The 17,870-nt window shown below is 38.6% G+C and carries 14 protein-coding genes; 11 read left to right on the plus strand and 3 right to left on the minus strand.

Annotated features, from left to right (window positions below; translation table 11 throughout):
• Positions 1-69: 69 nt before the first annotated feature.
• The 4 genes from ADS77_RS08905 (at position 70) to yidD (ending at position 3,064) form a co-directional block, all read left to right on the plus strand.
• Positions 70-441, plus strand: coding sequence for a MerR family transcriptional regulator (locus ADS77_RS08905; protein ID WP_054205050.1), 372 nt, complete (start codon positions 70-72; stop codon positions 439-441).
• Between the two features lie 68 nt (positions 442-509).
• The gene (locus ADS77_RS08910; RefSeq protein ID WP_054453959.1) at positions 510-1,286 is read left to right on the plus strand and encodes an SDR family NAD(P)-dependent oxidoreductase; all 777 of its coding nucleotides are present in this window, start codon (positions 510-512) and stop codon (positions 1,284-1,286) included.
• 243 nt (positions 1,287-1,529) lie between these two features.
• Positions 1,530-2,537, plus strand: coding sequence for an RDD family protein (locus ADS77_RS08915; RefSeq protein ID WP_054205048.1), 1,008 nt, complete (start codon positions 1,530-1,532; stop codon positions 2,535-2,537).
• Positions 2,538-2,692: 155 nt separating this feature from the next.
• Complete coding sequence (yidD, locus tag ADS77_RS08920) at positions 2,693-3,064, plus strand: membrane protein insertion efficiency factor YidD (protein WP_054205047.1); 372 nt, start codon at positions 2,693-2,695, stop codon at positions 3,062-3,064.
• Between the two features lie 27 nt (positions 3,065-3,091).
• Here the strand turns inward: yidD and ADS77_RS08925 are convergent, their stop codons facing one another.
• The gene (locus ADS77_RS08925; protein WP_152960599.1) at positions 3,092-4,045 is read right to left on the minus strand and encodes a hypothetical protein; all 954 of its coding nucleotides are present in this window, start codon (positions 4,043-4,045) and stop codon (positions 3,092-3,094) included.
• A gap of 520 nt (positions 4,046-4,565) precedes the next feature.
• Here ADS77_RS08925 and ADS77_RS08930 point away from each other — a divergent pair.
• The 5 genes from ADS77_RS08930 (at position 4,566) to ADS77_RS08950 (ending at position 10,517) form a co-directional block, all read left to right on the plus strand.
• Complete coding sequence (locus ADS77_RS08930; protein ID WP_054453960.1) at positions 4,566-5,219, plus strand: ABC transporter ATP-binding protein; 654 nt, start codon at positions 4,566-4,568, stop codon at positions 5,217-5,219.
• Entirely contained in the window at positions 5,203-7,602 is a 2,400-nt protein-coding gene (locus tag ADS77_RS08935) for an FtsX-like permease family protein (protein WP_054453962.1), read from the plus strand. The genes ADS77_RS08930 and ADS77_RS08935 overlap by 17 nt, the downstream gene beginning before the upstream one ends.
• 3 nt (positions 7,603-7,605) lie before the next feature.
• Positions 7,606-8,676, plus strand: a complete 1,071-nt coding sequence (locus ADS77_RS08940; RefSeq protein WP_054453963.1) for a lipocalin-like domain-containing protein — start codon at positions 7,606-7,608, stop codon at positions 8,674-8,676.
• Positions 8,677-8,691: 15 nt separating this feature from the next.
• On the plus strand, positions 8,692-9,111 hold the full coding sequence (locus ADS77_RS08945; protein ID WP_054453966.1) for a hypothetical protein: 420 nt from the start codon (positions 8,692-8,694) through the stop codon (positions 9,109-9,111).
• A 101-nt stretch (positions 9,112-9,212) separates the two neighbouring features.
• On the plus strand, positions 9,213-10,517 hold the full coding sequence (locus tag ADS77_RS08950; protein ID WP_054453968.1) for an ABC1 kinase family protein: 1,305 nt from the start codon (positions 9,213-9,215) through the stop codon (positions 10,515-10,517).
• A gap of 22 nt (positions 10,518-10,539) precedes the next feature.
• On the opposite strand, the gene ADS77_RS08955 is transcribed toward ADS77_RS08950, so the two are convergent.
• Entirely contained in the window at positions 10,540-12,591 is a 2,052-nt protein-coding gene (locus ADS77_RS08955; RefSeq protein ID WP_054453970.1) for a transcriptional regulator, read from the minus strand.
• A 155-nt stretch (positions 12,592-12,746) separates the two neighbouring features.
• On the opposite strand from ADS77_RS08955, the gene ADS77_RS08960 reads away from it, so the two are divergent.
• Together ADS77_RS08960 and ADS77_RS08965 are read left to right on the plus strand one after the other, a co-directional pair.
• The gene (locus ADS77_RS08960) at positions 12,747-14,993 is read left to right on the plus strand and encodes a DUF5916 domain-containing protein (protein ID WP_235575744.1); all 2,247 of its coding nucleotides are present in this window, start codon (positions 12,747-12,749) and stop codon (positions 14,991-14,993) included.
• A 317-nt stretch (positions 14,994-15,310) separates the two neighbouring features.
• Complete coding sequence (locus tag ADS77_RS08965; protein ID WP_054205039.1) at positions 15,311-16,177, plus strand: sensor domain-containing diguanylate cyclase; 867 nt, start codon at positions 15,311-15,313, stop codon at positions 16,175-16,177.
• Positions 16,178-16,861: 684 nt separating this feature from the next.
• On the opposite strand, the gene ADS77_RS08975 is transcribed toward ADS77_RS08965, so the two are convergent.
• Positions 16,862-17,740 (minus strand): EamA family transporter, encoded by an 879-nt coding sequence (locus ADS77_RS08975; protein ID WP_054205070.1) that lies wholly within the window; start codon positions 17,738-17,740, stop codon positions 16,862-16,864.
• Between the last annotated feature and the right edge of the window lie 130 nt (positions 17,741-17,870).

A 17,870-nucleotide genomic window follows, 5' to 3' on the forward strand; every position in this document is an offset into this window, starting at 1 on the left:
GGCCTTAACGCATTGGTTTATATAGAAAGAAAAATACAATACCACCACACGTAAAATTGAGAACATAATATGTTTATAGGGAAATTATCAGAAAAATCAGGTGTTAGCGTTAAAACAATTCGTTTTTATGAAGAAATAGCACTCATAAAACGCCCACAAAGAAGCGGTAAATACCGTGTTTATGATGATAGCTACATTGAAATATTAACGATGATTAAGTTGGCTAAAACCTACGGCTTTACTTTAAAAGAGTTAACGGCGCTCGCCACAGAAAAAGCACAGCATGGGCTTATTCCTATTGATCTTTTACGAAATGAAATCGATAAAAAACGAGAGATCCATATTAAGCATATCCAAGAAATTGAGTTAAAACTGGTTGGTTTGACTGACTTGGAAGCTCGCGTAGCCCGTTATAACCAATGTTTATTAGAGGACTCTTAAAAAGCCGTTGACTCTCCCCTATAGAGGAGACTTTAGAATTTCACCTTAATCAAAAAAGGTGAATGAATATGAAAATAGCTTTTGTAAGTGGTGCCACCTCAGGAATCGGTTTGGCTTTCGCTAAAGAACTATCAGCTCTGGGATATAGTCTTATTTTACATGGCAGAAGTGCAGATAAATTAACGTCAATAGCGCGCATATTACCGAGTGTACGCTTAACACTTGTTGCTGATCTTGCTAATGACAATGATATAAAAGCAATGCTTGAGGAGCTAGAAAAACAAAAACTTGTCATTGATATAGCGATTAATAATGCAGGCTTTGGCTTATATGGTAAACACTTAGCGCTTAAAGTGAGTGATATTAACGCCATGATAGCTGTAAATATATCTGCGTTAACAACCCTTACACACTATTTTGCCGAACATATGACGCAACATGGCCGTGGACATATACTCAATGTTGCGTCCACGGGAGCTTATCAGCCACAGGCTTATATGGCAGCGTATTGTGCAACAAAAGCGTATGTAGCCAGTTTTAGTGAAGCAATAGCGCTGGAAGTACGTGCTGATAATGTCACTGTTACGTGTTTATCTCCAGGGAGGACTGATACTAACTTTTTTGTTTTTGATGGCGCAGACACTTCAAAAAATAATAAAGGCACATTTAGCGCTAAGCATCGAATTAGCGCAAATAAAGTAGCGAAGCTGGGATTAAAGGCATTATTTAAAGGTAAAATCAGGGAAATTCCATTATTTGAAAATAAATTCTATGTATTCCTCAACCGAATACTCCCAAGGAGTGTTGTGCTAAAAATATATGAGAATGCGATGAAAAGTATTTAGCGGGATATTGTCCTTAGGCTGATAAGTTTAAGGACGATCACTTTTTAAGCTGTGTGTAATAAATTGAGTTTTTTGTTTTTAAGCTCAACGCAGTTAAATTAAAGGATGTTGTTAGATTGCACTTCGAGATGTAAATAAACAAGTCTCTTTTTACTAATTGAACGTGGTAAAATTATTATAAATGTGAAGTGCATTAATGTGCGGCGCTTTAGCTGTAATAAAAATAATAAAAGGCGACAGCTTATGAAAGCAAAAGAAATAGTTGAATTAGAATTATCAAGTACCGAAACGAGGGAGATCGTAACACCGTTTGCGTTTAAAATTGATCAGGCATTGCTGGGTTTACCTTTGGCAAGCCCTACGCGTAGAGCTGTGGCAATAATTATTGATGTGGCGCTTATATTCTTAGCGGCTAAACTCAGCGCTGCATTAATTGCATTTGTTGCTGCAATGGCTTTTTATAAAGGAACTGCAGGTAAATATCTACCGAATATGTCTTCATTTTGGCGCAGAGTATTAAAGATACTCGCAGCAAGCGCATTGTTTACTTGTTCATTGGTATTGCTCTCTGAGGGGATTGACTACGTTGAAGGAGATAGAGTTGTTAATAAGGTGAATAAAGATCAAGACATAGTTTTAAAGTCAGGTGAAAAACAACAAGTTTTGAATTATTTAGAGCAGACCGAAAATGAAAAAAATTGTGATTTTTTGTGTCAACAAAGCGCACTTGAGCAATTAATAGCAGATGTTCCTAAATTACAAGAAATCGCAGAGCAAGAGTACACTGTTATTACGCGAGTTGTATTATGGGCTATGGTTGAAAGACCTGCTAAAGAGCTCGATAAAGAAATTAAAACACCGCCTGTACTGACTTCGCAAAAAACTCAGTCATCAACAAGCATTTTGCAATGGGGTAAAGGAATAATTGAAGATTTAGGATTAGGTTTTGGGTGGGCGGCTGTTTATTTTACGTTATTTTCCTTGTTATGGAGAGGGCAAACCCCCGGTAAAAAGCTATGTAATATTCGAGTTGTCGCACTTAATGGAGACTACCTAAGTTTATGGGATTCATTTGGCCGTTATGGCGGATATGGAGCTGGTTTTGCAACTGGGCTTTTGGGCTTTTTACAAATTTTTTGGGATCCAAACAGGCAAGCCATTCAAGATAAAATATCTGCAACAGTAGTTATTAGAGGTGACTTAAATCAACAAGTTAATGTTGAAACGATAACTAAAATAGTCAGTGATTAATATATATACCTCAACAAGCACTCACCTTGGGAGTATTTGAGTAGGGTTAAGTGGTCGTCATTGATGTCAGTGAGTTGTGTGGGCTATTGTGTTAGGTTGTATTTTAAGGGACGTTTAGCAGGCTTTTAATCGCTATTATTTTTATAGGACAGTAAATGAAATACTTCGCATTATTATTGATCCGCTTTTATCAAAAAAGAATTTCTCCTTATAAAGGGTTTCGGTGTGCGCATGCCGCTCTTCATCAAGGAGTATCATGTTCTGAAGCGGTTAAACACATTATTGAAGAGCATGGCGTGTTTTGTGGTTACCGTTTGGTCAAAATGCGATTCACCGACTGTAAAGGTGCTTATCAACAACTGCATGAAAATGAAGCAAATAAATCTAAGAAAAACGATAAACCTAAAAAAAACGATAAAGATAAATGCAGCGTTGATTGCTGCGATCCAACACTCGGTACATCGAGCTGCATACCAAAAAAAGGGTGTGATTTGCCTAGCTCAGCCTGTGATTGCTCATTGTTTTAATTTAAACAATGAGCGTTTGATTTGCTGTTATTTTAAATAGGCTTCAAGCGCTGCTTTTAAATGAATTTGCATTTCATCCCTGTGGTACTTTCTGACAGAGTAACTTTGTTCAAGGTGAATAAAACGCTTTGAAGATGCGACAGAGCTTGAAGAGCAAGTATTACTTGAACCGTTAGTATAACGTGCCTGTACATTCCACGTACCACCTAAGCTTTTTGTATCATTACCGTAAACACAGGCTTTAATTTTACCCTCTTTTTCAACGTTTCTTTTTAGCTCATGTAGCAGGCTATGTTCATTCTCAGCGGTCGCGTATCTGACACTTTCGCTCAAATTAAGCATCAGTGGATTATCGGTATTACATTGATTTTGCAACTTGGCTAGCGTGGTTTTACCAAAGCCGTGATATTGAATAAATACTGAACTGTCATCGTAATCAGATATGTACTTGTGCGCAATATTAAAGAAAGAATCTGTTTGATGCGCCACATCGCTTGCTTGGTATTTACCATTTGTACAAGTACTTAATGTGTGGCTGCTGTCTCTTCGGGTGCCAGCAAGCATTAATAACTTTGCTTGAGTGTATAAAAATGCATCGATTGATTGAGTGCCAGTAAATGTATCTCTTTTAGGATGAGGTGCCTGCAAGGTGGCATTGAGCCCATCTGGATTGTACACAAAAGTACCGCCGCCTTTGAAGTCAGGGCTAGGTAGCTGTGCTATTTCTTGTAGTAAGTAATATTTTTTATCGGTTTTCGTATCTTTAAACTCTATAACCCGATAGCCGATGTCTTTTGCTAACTCACTTGCAAGTGGATAATTTTGTGCAAAAAATGACTTGAAAACAGCATAAAATATTTCTTGTTCTTTTGCATCGGGCATTGCCCAGCGGTTATCCGCTTTAGCGCCATAGTTAGTTGCTTTTAAATGCCGAGACAACTCGCCAGACATTAACGTTGTCGCTTTACTTGGAAGGCTCATGCAGCATACCAGTAGTAATACAAATTTGCTTAATAGATTAAAAGTAAATGGTGTGTGTAAGCTATATGCACTTTTAGAACGGTTATTAAGAATCATGTATTGTCCAACAAGTTGCCTAATTTTAATTAGGTATAAGTAAATACTGCGTCAAACCAAATCCTTTATGATTGTATGTGTGTATATTGATGCAATTAAAGTATGGTATTTATAGCAGTAAACCCTCCACTATTGCTAGTTATTAATTTAAAAATACGCCGTTTTAACTAGGTTGTTTTTACAGTGAAATGCCTATTATATTTACGTAACATGAATGGTTTCATTAACTTAGTTAACTGGTCTGAACAGGTGTTGATTACTTGCTAATAAAGCCCTTTTCAAAAGGCAAAGCGGACTTGAGTTAAACCTTTTGGTATAACGTATTGAGGTTAACGTTTAAAAAGAGGGATTATTAAGGTTGAGGTTTTTGGTGGTTTTATGAGCCTCATTACGTTAATGTGCTATTTATAAACAAGGAGTTATCGTGATTGAAATTAAAGATCTGTGCTTTAGTCGCACTGATGGTAGTAACAAGCAGCGTATTATAAATAACCTTAATTTATCGATTGATAATTCGCAACAGCTGGCGTTACTTGGGGATAGTGGCTCGGGTAAAACAACCTTATTACATATCTTAGCGGGTTTAATTAAGGCGCACAGCGGGGTCGTTAGTGTTAATGGGCATCTTCTATCATCGATGAACGAGCACGAGCTGACCTTGTATAGGCGAAAAATCGGCTTAATATTTCAGCATTATCAACTTCTTGAGTGCTTAAATGTGAAGCAAAATATTTTATTTCAGCATAAACTTAATTTTCCACATCAAGATGTTGAAGGGTTTGATACTTTAGTTAATGAGTTAGGTTTAGATGGTAAACTTGACTCTTTAGTGCACCAGCTATCTGGTGGAGAGCAACAACGAGTCGGCATTGCAAGAGCGCTGCTTAACAAACCGCAAATAATTTTAGCCGATGAACCCACTGGCAACTTAGATCAAACACGCTCACATCAAGTTGTTAAGTTACTCACCCAGTTATGCCGCAGGAGAAAAATCAACTTAGTTATGGTAACTCACTCTGAAGAATTAACGAGCTACTTTGATGAAGTAAAAGTACTAAGAGATGGTTGCTTTGTATAACGAAATAAAGCTTATTTTAGCCACCCATATTGCGTTTTATCGTCGTCACCCATGGTTAATAGCCTTGTTTTTTATAGGCTTTAGTTTAGGGAGTGCACTATTAACCGCAATCGCAGGGCTAAACCAAGAAGCAAAAAACCGCTATGATAATTCCTCTGCACTTATTAATAATCCTGTTTCACATCTAATTAAGCCACTGGCAGGCAAGGTATATATTAACGGGAATATATGGCTTAAGCTTCGTCAAAAAGGGATTACAACCGCACAGCCAGTACTACGAGGTAGGATAGCAACAAGTGAAGGCACATTAGGGATTCAAGGTGTTGATACGTTATTGTGGTTAAACAGCAAACCATATCAACAAACAGAGATTAGCAGCGGGCAGGCTGGTGGGCCTTTTGCATTATCATCGCTACTTGTTGATTCCCAATTTAAAGATCGTCTCACGACCACAACAGGTGAACGTCTTCCTTTTATATTCCAAAATGAGCGCCACCAACCAAATATATATTTTGCCGATGATATTGGTTTATGGGCAATTACAGATCTTGCGAACGCCGATTATTTATTAGATGCCAAAGGGCAGCTTAGTTTTATTGAATTATCGAATTTAACGCAGCAGCAACAAGCGCAAATACAGTTGTTAATTGCAGGGCGCGCTGAGCTTATAGATGTGCAACAACAAGAGTTTGATATTTTATCGCAGGCATTCTTTTTTAATTTAACGGCCCTGGCGATGCTTGGCTATATTGTGGCGGCTTTTTTAAGTTTTAACGCGATAAAGCTGACGTTATCTGCACGAAGAAAATTACTCCAGCAGTTACATTTATTAGGCTGTAGCACGCGAGGTATTCAAATTAGCTTACTGATCGAGCTAATGGTTTTGAGTTTATTTACAGCTTTACTTGGTACCGCGGGTGGATATGTTATAGCCAATGCACTTGTGCTTGATATTAACAGCACCTTAGTTGGCTTGTATCAGCTGGATAAAGCACTAGTGATTAATTGGCAGTGGTTTAATGTGCTTTTGGGTTTTTCACTAAATATCATAGGCTTGGTTGTTATATTATTAGCGCAAGCAAAACAGATAACAGTGAAAGGCGAGCGGCTTTTTTATACTTTATTAGTGTGTACGTGCGTGGTGTTGATTTGGTTATTAAATTACGCGAGCACTGAACTACAAGCCTTACTCGTGTGTTTTACTATTCTTGTTTTGTTTATATTAATGGTTCCCAAAGTATTATCTGCTCTTGCATGTTTACCAATTCATATACGCAACCCATTAGCTCAGTGGCTACATTGTGATACCCGCTATTACTTAAAAGATTTACATATTGCAGTTGTTGCTATTTTAGTCGCACTCGGTAGCGCTATTGGCATGCAAATTATGGTAAAAAGCTTTAGTAATACTTTAAACGCCCATCTTGAAAAACAACTCAGCGCAGACATTTATTTACGTTCAACATCACTTGATAGCACATTAAGGGACACGTTGAGTAGCGAGTCAGGCGTTAAATTGCTGAGTATTTACATGCAAAGTGAGGGCAACGTTGATCAAATTCCTGCTAAGTTGGCAAGTTTTGGTGAAGGTTCTCAGCACTATCAGCATATTTCACTGACCTCAGCAAAGCTCGTAACTGAGGATGACTTTAGTAATGAGGGCTGTTTAGCCAATGAGCAAAGTAAAATTAAGTTTGGTTTTTCGTTGGGTAATAAGGTTGTATTTAAGCAAAACGCTACACGTTTCACCTGTCGCATAACGGGCTTTTTCTATGATTATGGTAATCCTGCTATTTCTTTATTAACGCAAGAGAAAAGACACAAGAGTACGGCGTTAAACAGTGACTATTTTGGCTATTCAATTCGGTTAAAAGTCGGCACCACCGTTGCGGCGTTTAGTGAACGTTTAATTGAAGATTTTAACCAAGATAGTACACAGATTTTAGACAACAAGCAGTTTAAGCGCTATGCCAAAACATTATTTGAAGACACGTTTGTTGTCACTAAGGCACTCAATAGTTTTATTTTAGCGATTGCATTATTAAGCTTATGTACCAGCTTATTAAGTTTAAGCACTAATCAGTTAAAACAGCTTACTATTTTACGGCATTTGGGCGTTACAAAATACCAGTTACTTGGTATGAAACTTCTGCAAACTAGTGGGGTCGTGCTTGTTACAACTCTATTTGCGATCCCCTTAGGGTTTGCTCTTGGGTATGCTTTACTGGCATTTGTCATGCCGATAGCCTTTGGGTGGACGATTCATTTTAGCGTTGATTTTATGCATTTATTATTGACCTGTTTAACGCTTGTAGGCGTATCAGTTGTATGTGCTTACTTACCTATTCGACGAATAATAAAACAAGAATCGCAGGAGCACTAAGGCATGCTAAAAAATAGACTATTCAGTGTATTTGTTTTATGTATTTTATGTGCATGCCAACCAGCTGAACAGCAAAAAAGTAAGAAAACAGAGATGGGCTCTGCATTACAAGTGTCGATAGGGGAACCTGTTAAACCAAGTGAAATCCTTAGTTTTCCTCAGGACCACGGTATTCATAACAAGCAGGGCATTGAGTGGTGGTATCTCACTGCTAATTTAAAAACAGCAAACAATGAAACATTTGGTGTGCAATGGACATTATTTCGTACGTTAATGCCAAGCAAGATTAATTCACAGTGGTGGGATAATAACCTTTATTTTGCTCATTTTGCTATGCAGAGCAAGCAAGAGCATATTGCTTTTGAACGTTTTGCTCGAGTAGGTCAGGCGAGTGTAACAAGCTCGCCGTTTAATGCTTCAATTGATAACTGGCAGTTAAAAAGTAATGAGAACACATTTTTGCCTTTAACTTTATCAGCTGAGCAAGAGGGTTATGCTGTTGAACTGACATTAGCGCAAAGCCCACTTACTTTGCATGGTGATAATGGTTACAGCCAAAAAACGCAAAGTGGTCATGCATCGTATTATTATAGTTACCCATTTTTGAATGTAACTGGCAAGCTAACTTTTGCGGGCAATCATTACAGCGTCACGGGAAATGCATGGTATGACAGAGAATGGTCTGCCAGTTTACTAGATAAACAACAGCGCGGCTGGGATTGGTTTAGCCTTGTTGGCAGTCAATCAGGTGACAAAAAAGGCTTAATGCTGTTTTGCATTCGTGGTGATGATCAAGGTTATGATTATTGCAGTGGGAGTAAAATTTCGGCCAATGGCAAGGTAACTCAAATTCCTCAACAAGATATTACATTGACAGTGATTAATACTGTGAGTTTGGGTAATCGAGATTACCCAAGTAAATGGCAAGTCCAATTAGCTAATAGCGAAGCCATCATTATTGAAAGCATTACAAAGGACTCTCGAAACCAATTATCAATAGAATATTGGGAAGGACGAGTTAAAGCGACTGGCGGCTTTAATGGCAAAGGCTATGCCGAACTCACTGGCTATTAAACGAAAGAGGAAAATATGGAGAATACATTAATTAAAAGGGGATTTATATTAGCAGCACTTATGAACTTCAGTGTTGTGGTATTTTCACGTGGTTTTACAAATACGGCAATTAATAGTGCGGATCCCGTAGTGATGTCTAATTTTGGGCTTCTCATGATTGTAATGTGGGGGCTTGCGTATCTTTGCATTGGTTTGAGTAATTCAAGCGCGAAGTGGATTTCGGCTGTTTTTGCTGTCGAAAAGCTGATTTATGTTGTTATTTGGATTCTGTGGCATAGTGAAAACAGCGTAAAGGCCGTTTACTCAGAGGATATTCTAGCTGGTGTTTTTTATAGTATCTATGGGCTTAATGATTTAATTTTTATGATATTTTTTGTGTGGGTATTTTATTTATCCAGTAAAAACAAAGATGTTTTACCTTCTACATCAACGTGATCTTAAGTCGTTGAGCTTTAATTTTTCGGAATTTTAAATGTGTTTCGACAGCATAAGCTTGTGTATTAATAACGTAGGACTTCAAAATTTTAGGACTTATAATGACTAAAGAGCGTGCAATTCCCACATCACGATTTTCACGGTTTGCAAAACTAGGTTCAATGGCAGGAAAAGTGGCTGGCAATATGCTGGTGTCCGGTGCGAAGGGCGCGCTCAAAGGCGAGTCATGGAATAATAAAAACTTGTTGCTTCAACCTAAGAACATTGAGCATTTAGCTAAACAGCTGGCACATTTACGTGGTGCTGCAATGAAGTTGGGGCAGCTATTATCAATGGATGCCGGTGATTTACTGAGCCCAGAATTAGCGAAATTATTGGCGATGCTCAGAGCCGATGCTAACCCTATGCCGCATAAGCAGCTGATTGGCGTTTTAAAAACGCAGTGGGGCGATAATTGGATTGATACCCTTTCTCATATTGAATTACGGCCGTTTGCAGCAGCGTCAATTGGTCAAGTTCATCATGCGGTTACTGAGCAAGGAAATAAGCTGGCTGTAAAAATTCAATACCCAGGAATTGCACAAAGCGTACAAAGTGACGTTGATAATGTGATGACCTTGCTTACTCTATCGCGTTTACTGCCTAAAGACCTTGATATTAAACCCTTAGTGGCAGAAGCCAAAAAGCAGCTACTCGCTGAGGCGGATTACCAGCTAGAAGGCAGTTATTTGCAACGTTTTGGCTCGTTATTAGCGAACGAACCACGCTATATTGTGCCTGCTTTATATGAGCAGTACAGTACAAAAAAAATTTTAGCAATGGAGTATGTTGAGGCACAGCCGATTGAGGAGTTAGACAGTTTGACTCAAGCTCAACGCGACCATATTGCGAGTGATTTGATTTCGCTATTTTTCCATGATTTGTTTGATTTTAAACTGATGCAAACAGATCCTAACTTCGCTAATTTTCAGTATCAAATAGCCTCAGAGCGCATCGTGCTACTTGATTTTGGGGCAACTCGAGAAGTACCTGATAAGCTCAGCGATGGGTATCGTGCGCTTTTAAGTGCCGCCAGTAATAATGATCGCCAGAGTGCTTTTAGTGCAGCAGTGGCTATTGGTTATTTTCAAGATGACATTGTTGATAGCTATAAAAACAACGTACTTGATTTGTTTATGTTAGCGTGTGAGCCACTACGAAGTGAGCAGGCATATGATTTTGGCAGTAGTGATCTTGCAATGCGTTTGAAAAATGCAGGTATGGCAATGAGTACAGATGCACAGCAGTGGCATACCCCGCCGGTTGATGCGCTCTTTATACACCGAAAATTAGCTGGGTTGTATTTAATTGCCGCTAAGTTACAGGCTAAAGTAAATGTAAAGCAGTTATTTCAGGTGTATCGCTAAGTCCTTTTAACTGCAAGATCAGTTAATTAACGGTGGTTAAGCGTTTAATATCGCCCTCTAGCGCTTCCATTTTAGCAATAGTGAGCTCCTCATTGGCGTTTATATCAAAATGCCAAATCAAATTGCCTTTGGCCACTTTAGTTATCTGTTGAGTGGCTAAATTCAATTGCCAAATATGATCGCGCTTTGACCATGATGATTGCCAATACAAATTATTGTTCTTTATACGTATATTATGAAATTGATTAAATTGTTTATTGGTTAAAGTAACGCTGTTTGCGAGCTGTTTATCAGTCAATTTATTACCAAAGAACATGTTATTAGTCAGCTCAGTTAAATTGAACAACTGATTATTTTTAAGGATGAGCCAGCTTGAATTATAAACATTATAGTAAGCAAGTTGTGCGTCAAGACTAATAGATGAAAGTAAGCGACCTTGCAGATTATATAAATGCACCGTTTTACCATCAAATGCATAGAGTGTGTCCGCGTTATACCATCCTAAATTTTTAATTGACTGATCAAGTGCGCTGGTAAATTGTTGTACCATACCTTGGCGATCGTACAGAGCAATATCCATATCACGGTTTGAAACTAGCATGGATAGATCAGGTCGCCATTCTAAAAATTGCACATACTCATAGCCTTTATGTTGCGATAAGCGCGTGACGTTATTTTCACTGTGTAAATAGACTTCACAAATACCGCTGCGTCGCGACATAAATGCAGTTTCGCCTAAAGCGTTACTTACGGGTAAGTAGTCAATGCTTGATGTTGAAAAAATAGGTAAATTGTCTTTATCACGAATATTTACCTGCCAGCTCTCAATGGCAGTATACATATCACCAGCATGATCAATTGAGATACTGCTAAATAGGCCCTGCGCGGTGCTAAATATTGGGTAGTGTGTTTTATCTAGTCGTGTTGCTATTAAGCCGTGACGCTGACTGACATCGTTACTGACAATTGTTTGTTGCTGTGGATCAAACGTTGCAAGCCAAATTGGAAAATCCCAGTTGAGTACAGTACGACCGCTTAGCTCAATCAAACTGCTAGTGTGGTCTTTATGATTTAATAAATAATATGTTTTGTCATTCCATGCATTTAAAGCGCCTTTATAGATGCTGTTTTGAGGTAACTTTAAAGGCAAGGGAATAAGAGCATTATTAGTTAATCTATATAAATACGGGACTAAAGTACCGTGTTGTTTAATGGTTAAAATAAGTTCTTTACTGTTTTTCCAAACAGGTTTTTGTGCTAATTCACACGAGATGGCTGGGCCATTGTGTGCGATAGCACCTTGCGGGGTGATTATTTTTAAATCGCATTGATCTTCTCGGTATTGCCAATAGGCCAGCAATTTTCCTTCTTTTTGCCAACTAGGCTTTGCAGCACGATAGGTGCTTGGCTGCTGAAATAACACAGTACCTTGCTTATTACTAATCGTGAGTGTTTTTATATCTTTAATGTAGGCGAGCAAATCTGCATGTGGGTGAGCGTCTACATCAAACTCTAACCCTAATGCGTAACTGACATCTTCGAGATGATAAAGTGGGACTTTTATTTCGGGTTCATCGCTATTAAAAAATGCATAGGCACTAAAACACACAATTATTACAGGGAGTAACCACATCCATCGAGTTGGGGGTTGGTTTAAAGATTTTTCATTTTTAGTTGTTGGAATTATATCTGCAAGTGGTTTTGGCAGCTCAGTGCTTACATTGGCAATAAACCGATAGCCTTTTTTAGGCACAGTTTTAATACACTTAGGTGACTTGGTTGAATCATTTAAGACACGGCGTAATTTAGTTAATATTTGATACAAACTGTTTTGCTCAACCACCGTGTTAGGCCATAAGCTTTGTTGGATCAGCTCTTTTGAGATCACTTGATCTGGGCTGGCTAAAAACAACCGCAATAAATGTGCAACTTGAGGCTCTAGTTTCTGTACAAGATTGCTTGCAATATTTTTAAGTTCATCGTGCTGTGCGTCAAAAGCAAAGTCATCAAAATAATAGATAGTTACTTTCTCGGCTGTTGGATCTTGGTTGTTATTTATATCTATTGACTGCATTTTTTTGTTACCAGTTTGAATCCACCTAAACATACCGCTATTCAGATAAAAGTCAATAAAGATAAGGGACTAGTCATCTTTATTCAGTAAAAAATCAGATTTTTATGCACGTATTTTTGTTCTTATAAAGAAAATAATTACACAAAGTAAATGCAATGATGAAAACGTTAGTAAGTGTGTCGGCCGCCTTGTTGGTGAGCCAGTCTGTGATCGCAGAAGATATAAAAATAGATGGTCAGTTGAACGAGGTTCAATGGCATAACGCGACGGCTTATCATGACTTCTTTAAAGTAGTCCCCGCCACACTGGAAGTAACTCAAAACAAAGTACAGGGACTCGTATTCACCACTGAAGAGGGCATTTATATTGGTTTTAAAAACTTTCAAAAAGAAGGCGACCGTAAAAAGCAATACAACCTACAAGATGGCTTTATGCAAGCTGATTTTAACCGTTTTGTGATAGATTTTTCAGGGGATGGCAGTGGCGCCTATCAGTTTTCGGCCACATTAGGTGGAGGCATTCAAGATGCTGTATTAACACCGCAATTAACCACTGACTTCGATTGGGATGGCGTATGGCAGTCAGCTTTTTATGAGTACCCTGATTACTGGACGAATGAAATTTTTATCCCTTGGCAAACGGTTTCATTTAGGCCAAACCGTGATGAACAAGATTTGGCGAGCGTGGGGGTGTCTTTACAATTATATGAATTAGCGAAAAACCATATCTATGGGTCGCAACAGCAGACTACGGGTAAGAGTGATTTTTATTTAAATATGCCGAAAGTACTGGCCCAGATCCCTACTTCTCAGCAGTGGTCATTTGTGCCTTACATAACGTCTGAGCAAAACTTTATTGCTGACGACAATAATATCGATATCGGCTTTGATTTAATTTACAAACCCGATCATCATCAAAAATTGAGTGTGGCGGTTAACCCTGATTTTGGTCAAGTAGATAGCGATGAGTTGGTAGTTAACTATTCCACAGTTGAAACTCTAACGACAGATAAACGAGCGTTTTTCACTCAAGATATTGGTGTGCTAAATGTAACAGCAGAGCAAAATACGCGGCTTATTCATACGCGACGTATTGGTGCGGGTAGTGATGATGGTACAGAGCAGATAACACCGATTGATGCTGCCGGGCGTTTTGTCCACCAAGGTGAGCATTGGCAATTTGCAGGTTTTGCGGTACATGAAGACGATTTAGAATCAGATGCAGGCAAAGAATTTTATGTGGGTCGAGCACGTTTTCGCCAGGATAACTGGCAATCAGGGCTGCTAGTGACACAAACAGAACGACCTTGGTTAGCACGTGAAGCAAAAACAGCGGCATTTGACAGCCAATATCAAAGTGAAACGTGGTCTTTACAAAGTGCGCTGTTATTTTCAGATATTAAACAAGGTAAAGTTGATTATGGTACTCAAGAAATTGATCAACAAGGTTATGGCTTAAGCGCTAATGTTAAATACCAGTTTAATCCAAATGTAAGCCTTGCAGGTGACTATTTACGCCTTGATGATCAATTTGAAAATAATGATTTAGGTTATAAACAGCGTAATAACTGGCGAGTAACTGAACTTAATTATAATCATGCGGTTAATTACTCTGACGGTTTTATAAACCAAGTGAAACACAGCATTGATACCAGTTATCAAAGTACCGATAACGGTTTAAAGCTCCCTGCATTACAAGCTTATACAGCATCATTTATTTTAGATAATGGTGCAACGGCCAGTGCATCACTTAAGTACTTTACATCAGGGTGGGATGATTTAATTGGTCGTGGTGTAGGGCTTTATCAAAGTAACAGCACACTTAGTAGCCGACTCTTTTATGGTAGTCCTTATACTGGGGAGTTTAGTTGGGCTGCCAGCTTCCAGTTAGACGAAGAAGGTATTGATGGACTAGCGCAGCAATACGCCGTTGATATGACATGGATGCCGCATCATAACTGGAGCGTTAAATTCAACCAATTTTACCGAATTGGTGACGGGTTAGTGATTGGTACCGACCCAGATCAAGTTACGCAGTTTGACCGTAAATTTTATGTTAGCTATTTGAATGCAGCCGGTTTAATTACCGATAATTTGGAATTAAGCTTTATTTTCCAATGGGTTATTTTAGATGCTAAAACAGATTCAGTATACGATATTTCACAAAACCAGCTAAATAAACAAGTAGGTATAGACAATAGCTTTACTGATCAACGCTTTACAAGTCAAATAAAGCTACGTTATAAGTTAGGTGCGTATTCTGATATTTATTTAGTATACAACCGAGGTTGTGCGAGCTTCGATGATGATGTAGGCTCCCATAAATGGTTACGTAACTTAAATACGTTATGGCAAGAACGCGATCAAGACCAGTTTACCTTTAAAGTGCGTTATTTATTTTAACCAACCGTTTGGGCGTTTCACAGGCACTTTATCTCATCGTTGTTACTTATTAAAAGGGACGGCCATTATTGCAAAGTAATGCCTTGATATTAAGCCCCTTTGAAACGCTGAATTCTGCATATTGAGGTGGCTTGGGTATATAGAGCAACATATCATTATTTTATAATTCGATTCTTATTATGAGGTTAAACAGTAAAAGTACGTTTAAGATATGTAATTTACTCTATAATAAACTATAAATAAGCTTAGCTTCGCATTGCTTACTACATGGATTACGGTAGACCAAACTACGAATTCTAAACAGGAAAAATGGCTGAATGAAAAATAATGAATTATTTTGTCTAACAGATGTACTCGAGTTGATGCTAGATGCGGTCTGTGTTGTTGATAAAAAAGGTCATTTTGTTTTTGTTAGTGCTGCATTTGAAAATATCTTTGGTTACCTTCCAAGTGAAGTGATAGGTAAGCCAATGATCGATTTTGTTTATAAAGATGATCATGATATCACCCACGACACGGTTGAAGTTTTATTATCGGGGGAGTCAAGGCCACGATTTGAAAATCGCTGGGTGCGTAAAGATGGGCAAGTATTACATATACTGTGGTCTGTTAGATGGTCTGAGCTACACCAAGTTAGAATTGCAGTTGCGCATGATATTACTGAGCGTAAAGAGTTTGAAAAGCAGCTTCAATATATGGTTGGGCACGACCAACTTACAGGCCTGCCAAATAGAATGTTATTACTTGATCGTATCCAACATGCCTTAACAAAGGCCGATCGCAGCGCAGTAGAGTTATCGTTGTTATTTATTGATATAGACGGTTTTAAGGATGTTAATGATACCCATGGCCATCTCATTGGCGATAAGTTATTACAAAGTATTTCGCAGCGATTATTGAGTTGTGTTAGAAGCTCTGACACCGTTGGACGCCTAGGCGGTGACGAATTTGTTGTGTTACTCAATGGTATAAGTGAACGGGAGTATATTTATAATATTGCTGAAAAAATCTGTGTGCAATGTAAGCACCCATTTAAAATTGAAAGCTTAATTTTAGATCTATCAAGTAGTATTGGCATTGCAAGCTACCCTGAGAATGGAACGAGCGATATGCAGCTAATTCAATATGCGGATCAGGCGATGTATCGAGCTAAAAATGCAGGGGGAAACCGTATTGTTTATTAGGGTCTGTTGACCTTTCAAGGTTAAATTTGCAGACAGCCTGTCTGGTATTTAGGTAAGGGGCGTGAGCAGGACGCACACGCTTTGCTCGGTTTTTACTTAGCCCACTCGATTCCAAACCTTGCACCGTGATCAAATCGCCTCGCGGTTTAACAAATTTTAATCCGCAAAGTTCAACAGACCCTAATCAAGGCTCACTTAGAGCCTTTTTATGTGGTTAGCCTGTGGTTGTCGGGAAAGCAATATTAATATAAAGGCATAATGTGCAGCCAATAAGAACACAGAGATAAGCAATTACAATAGTGCGCTCGGGTATTGCGTGAATAAAAAGAGAGGGCATTTGTTTTAAAGCATCAAATGACGGGATAAAGAAAAAAGAATGGGATTCAAATGTCTTAAACCTATTCCAACAATTACAAATAAATAATTTTAACCCGCTAAAATACATTGCAACGAATGTTGAAGCGCCTAACACTTCAACTATAGCCATTAACTCCATACTAATCATGATTTCAGGGCCAGCAACAAGCATTATGATTATCATAGCTAATGTGTGCCAGATACTCTTGGATAATGTGTTTTTAACCAGTTCAACATTTTAACATCCTTGTATGTAATTGGTCGTATGTGCCTGTTCCAGAGAGATTATCGTGCTATTAGTAGAAATTATAGTATCAGATTAGCCAATCATACTTGCTCTTTAGGTGCAGGTTCTTGCTTAACGGATAATGAGCTACCCACAGATGCAATAATGACAAGTAAAATAGCTAACCATTGCCAAATGCTTAAGAGTTCACTTAAAATCATAAACCCTGCCATTGCAGCAATTGCAGGCTCTAAACTCATCATAATACTAAAACCCTGTGCAGGCATGTTACGTAATGCCACCATCTCAAGCGTATAAGGCAAGGCGCTCGACATCACTGCGACTAACAAACCTAACGGTATCACTTCCCAGGTGAGTAATGCAGCACCTTGTGATATTGCACCATAGGGGACTAATACAATGGCGGCTACACTCATTCCAAGTGCTACTGTCATGCCTCCAGAGCCTTGATTACCTGTTTTTTTACCAAATAAAATATAACCCGCCCAACATGCTCCTGCACCAAGAGCGAGTAAAACACCTATAGGATCAAGGCTTTCTTCACCGGTCATATCAGGAAGAAGCATAAAAATCCCGGCAATAGCACAGCCAACCCAAAACAGGTCGCGTTTTCGTCTCGATGATAATAGCGCGACAGCTAAAGGCCCTGTAAATTCCAATGCGACACCAATTCCAAGCGGAATACGCTCAATAGCATGAAAAAATAGTATGTTCATCCCGCCTAAACTTAAACCATAAATAACAATAGGAAGGCGTTGACCTAGACGAGGAAATGCTTTCCATGGTTTAAACACTAAGCATAAAATGATGGCAGAAAAACCGAGGCGCAGGGCTGTAGTGCCTTCTGGGCCAATAATAGGAAAAAGGTTTTTAGCAATAGAAATACCAGATTGCAAAGTGACCATTGCCAGTAATACACAAATAATAGCGAGAAAAAAAGGGGAGATTGTACGCGGCATTGCAATCCTTAAACCAAAGAGTAATGTTTTAGTCATTTTACCTTTTTTTACTAGTGGTAGTAAGGTTTTGCGATTAAAAATGGTGACCGTTTTGGCGGTAATTAATGAGGCTAGGAAAGGGGCACAGTAC

It is taken from the genome of Pseudoalteromonas porphyrae, assembly GCF_001298125.1.
GTDB classification, from domain to species: Bacteria; Pseudomonadota; Gammaproteobacteria; order Enterobacterales; family Alteromonadaceae; genus Pseudoalteromonas; species Pseudoalteromonas neustonica.

Bases quoted from the DNA above. Each gene is read 5' to 3' on its own strand.
- ADS77_RS08905 (WP_054205050.1), top strand. From the start codon at position 70: ATGTTTATAGGGAAATTATCAGAAAAATCAGGTGTTAGCGTTAAAACA.
- ADS77_RS08955 (WP_054453970.1), bottom strand. From the start codon at position 12,591: ATGCAGTCAATAGATATAAATAACAACCAAGATCCAACAGCCGAGAAA.
- ADS77_RS08960 (WP_235575744.1), top strand. From the start codon at position 12,747: ATGATGAAAACGTTAGTAAGTGTGTCGGCCGCCTTGTTGGTGAGCCAG.
- ADS77_RS08935 (WP_054453962.1), top strand. From the start codon at position 5,203: ATGGTTGCTTTGTATAACGAAATAAAGCTTATTTTAGCCACCCATATT.
- ADS77_RS08950 (WP_054453968.1), top strand. From the start codon at position 9,213: ATGACTAAAGAGCGTGCAATTCCCACATCACGATTTTCACGGTTTGCA.
- ADS77_RS08945 (WP_054453966.1), top strand. From the start codon at position 8,692: ATGGAGAATACATTAATTAAAAGGGGATTTATATTAGCAGCACTTATG.
- ADS77_RS08975 (WP_054205070.1), bottom strand. From the start codon at position 17,740: ATGCCGCGTACAATCTCCCCTTTTTTTCTCGCTATTATTTGTGTATTA.
- ADS77_RS08965 (WP_054205039.1), top strand. From the start codon at position 15,311: ATGAAAAATAATGAATTATTTTGTCTAACAGATGTACTCGAGTTGATG.
- ADS77_RS08915 (WP_054205048.1), top strand. From the start codon at position 1,530: ATGAAAGCAAAAGAAATAGTTGAATTAGAATTATCAAGTACCGAAACG.
- yidD (WP_054205047.1), top strand. From the start codon at position 2,693: ATGAAATACTTCGCATTATTATTGATCCGCTTTTATCAAAAAAGAATT.
- ADS77_RS08940 (WP_054453963.1), top strand. From the start codon at position 7,606: ATGCTAAAAAATAGACTATTCAGTGTATTTGTTTTATGTATTTTATGT.
- ADS77_RS08910 (WP_054453959.1), top strand. From the start codon at position 510: ATGAAAATAGCTTTTGTAAGTGGTGCCACCTCAGGAATCGGTTTGGCT.
- ADS77_RS08925 (WP_152960599.1), bottom strand. From the start codon at position 4,045: ATGAGCCTTCCAAGTAAAGCGACAACGTTAATGTCTGGCGAGTTGTCT.